Genomic DNA, 2,500 nt, shown 5'->3' with positions numbered 1-2,500 from the left:
CCGACGAGGGGAGTGAAAGAGACCTGAAACCGGATGCCTACAAGCAGTCGGAGCCCATTGTTGGGTGACGGCGTACCTTTTGTATAATGGGTCAGCGAGTTTCTGTTTGCAGCAAGCTTAAGCCGTTAGGTGTAGGCGTAGCGAAAGCGAGTCTGAATAGGGCGTCGAGTTGCAGGTAGAAGACCCGAAACCGAGTGATCTAGCCATGGCCAGGCTGAAGGTGCGGTAACACGCACTGGAGGGCCGAACCCACGCCTGTTGAAAAAGTCGGGGATGAGCTGTGGCTAGGGGTGAAAGGCCAATCAAACTCGGAGATAGCTGGTTCTCCGCGAAATCTATTGAGGTAGATCGTCGTGCGTTTACCGCGGGGGGTAGAGCACTGGATGGGCTAGGGGGCTCCAAAGGCTTACCAAACCTAACCAAACTCCGAATACCCGTGAGTATAGCGCGGCAGACAGACGGTGGGTGCTAAGGTCCATCGTCGAGAGGGAAACAGCCCAGACCGCCAGCTAAGGCCCCCAAATCGTGGCTAAGTGGGAAAGGATGTGGGGATTCCAAAACAACCAGGAGGTTGGCTTAGAAGCAGCCATCCTTTAAAGAAAGCGTAATAGCTCACTGGTCTAATAGAAACCCTGCGCCGAAAATGTAACGGGGCTCAAGCCACGTGCCGAAGCTGCGGGTGCATGAGCAATCATGCGCGGTAGCGGAGCGTTCCGTAGGCCTGTGAAGGCAGAGGGGTGACCCCTGCTGGAGGTATCGGAAGTGCGAATGCTGACATGAGTAGCGACAAACAGTGTGAGAAACACTGTCGCCGAAAGTCCAAGGGTTCCTGCGCAAGGTTAATCCGCGCAGGGTGAGCCGGCCCCTAAGGCGAGGGCGAAAGCCGTAGTCGATGGGAATCGGGTGAATATTCCCGAGCCTGCCAGCAGTGACGGATGAGAGATGTTGTCGGCCCTTAACGGATTGGGTCGGCTTTTGGACCATCCCAGGAAACAGCTCTGGCGTATAGACCGTACCCGAAACCGACACAGGTGGACTGGTAGAGCATACCAAGGCGCTTGAGAGAACGATGCTGAAGGAACTAGGCAAATTGCTCGCGTAACTTCGGGATAAGCGAGACCCAGTGTTGGGCAACCATCGCTGGGTGGCACAGACCAGGGGGTAGCGACTGTTTAGTAAAAACACAGGGCTCTGCGAAATCGAGAGATGACGTATAGGGTCTGACGCCTGCCCGGTGCCGGAAGGTTAAGAGGAGGTGTGCAAGCACTGAATTGAAGCCCCGGTAAACGGCGGCCGTAACTATAACGGTCCTAAGGTAGCGAAATTCCTTGTCGGGTAAGTTCCGACCTGCACGAATGGCGTAACGACTTCCCCGCTGTCTCCAGCATCGGCTCAGCGAAATTGAATTCCCCGTGAAGATGCGGGGTACCCGCGGTCAGACGGAAAGACCCTATGAACCTTTACTGCAGCTTTGCAGTGGCATCAGGAAAATGCTGTGTAGGATAGGTGGGAGGCTTTGAAGCCGGGGCGCCAGCACCGGTGGAGCCATCCTTGAAATACCACCCTGAATTTTTCTGATGTCTAACCGCGGCCAATCAGCTTGGTCCGGGACCCTGCATGGTGGGCAGTTTGACTGGGGCGGTCGCCTCCCAAAGTGTAACGGAGGCGCGCGATGGTGGGCTCAGATCGGTCGGACATCGATCGTTGAGTGCAATGGCATAAGCCCGCCTGACTGCGAGAGTGACAGCTCGAGCAGAGACGAAAGTCGGCCATAGTGATCCGGTGGTCCCGCGTGGAAGGGCCATCGCTCAACGGATAAAAGGTACTCTAGGGATAACAGGCTGATCTCCCCCAAGAGTCCACATCGACGGGGAGGTTTGGCACCTCGATGTCGGCTCATCACATCCTGGGGCTGGAGCAGGTCCCAAGGGTTCGGCTGTTCGCCGATTAAAGTGGTACGTGAGCTGGGTTTAGAACGTCGTGAGACAGTTCGGTCCCTATCTGCCGTGGGTGTTGGAGACTTGAGAGGATTTGTCCCTAGTACGAGAGGACCGGGATGAACAAACCTCTGGTGTACCGGTTGTCGCGCCAGCGGCACAGCCGGGTAGCTACGTTTGGACGGGATAACCGCTGAAAGCATCTAAGCGGGAAACCCACCTCAAAACCAGGTCTCCCCATAGGGCCGTGATAGACCATCACGTCGATAGGCCAGATGTGGAAGCGCAGTAATGCGTGAAGCTAACTGGTCCTAATCGCCCAATAGGCTCAAATCACCAAACCCCATGCATAGAAATCATCCACAAACAAACCAACAAACACAGCACACACACAAACCAGAACCCGTTCAACAATCATCTGTTCTCGACGACCTGGTGGCCATGGCGGAGGTCCCCCACCCGATCCCATCTCGAACTCGGACGTGAAAACCTCCAGCGCCCATGATACTGCGGCTCAAGCCGCGGGAAAGTCGGTCGCCGCCAGGTCTTCAAGAACAGATGAA

Annotated in this window: 2 rRNA genes (1 of these 2 cut by a window edge); both read left to right on the top strand. The window is 55.9% G+C overall.

The window, feature by feature from the left end:
• Positions 1-2,273 (top strand): 23S ribosomal RNA (locus FHR90_RS16895) (it extends 469 nt beyond the left edge of the window).
• Between the two features lie 95 nt (positions 2,274-2,368).
• Positions 2,369-2,483, top strand: a 5S ribosomal RNA gene (rrf, locus tag FHR90_RS16890).
• The last annotated feature ends 17 nt before the right edge of the window (positions 2,484-2,500 follow it).

It is taken from the genome of Endobacter medicaginis (assembly GCF_014192375.1).
GTDB classification, from domain to species: domain Bacteria; phylum Pseudomonadota; class Alphaproteobacteria; order Acetobacterales; family Acetobacteraceae; genus Endobacter; species Endobacter medicaginis.
Note: the sequence above shows the minus strand (reverse complement) of the source record. Positions and strands in the feature narration are given on the sequence as shown.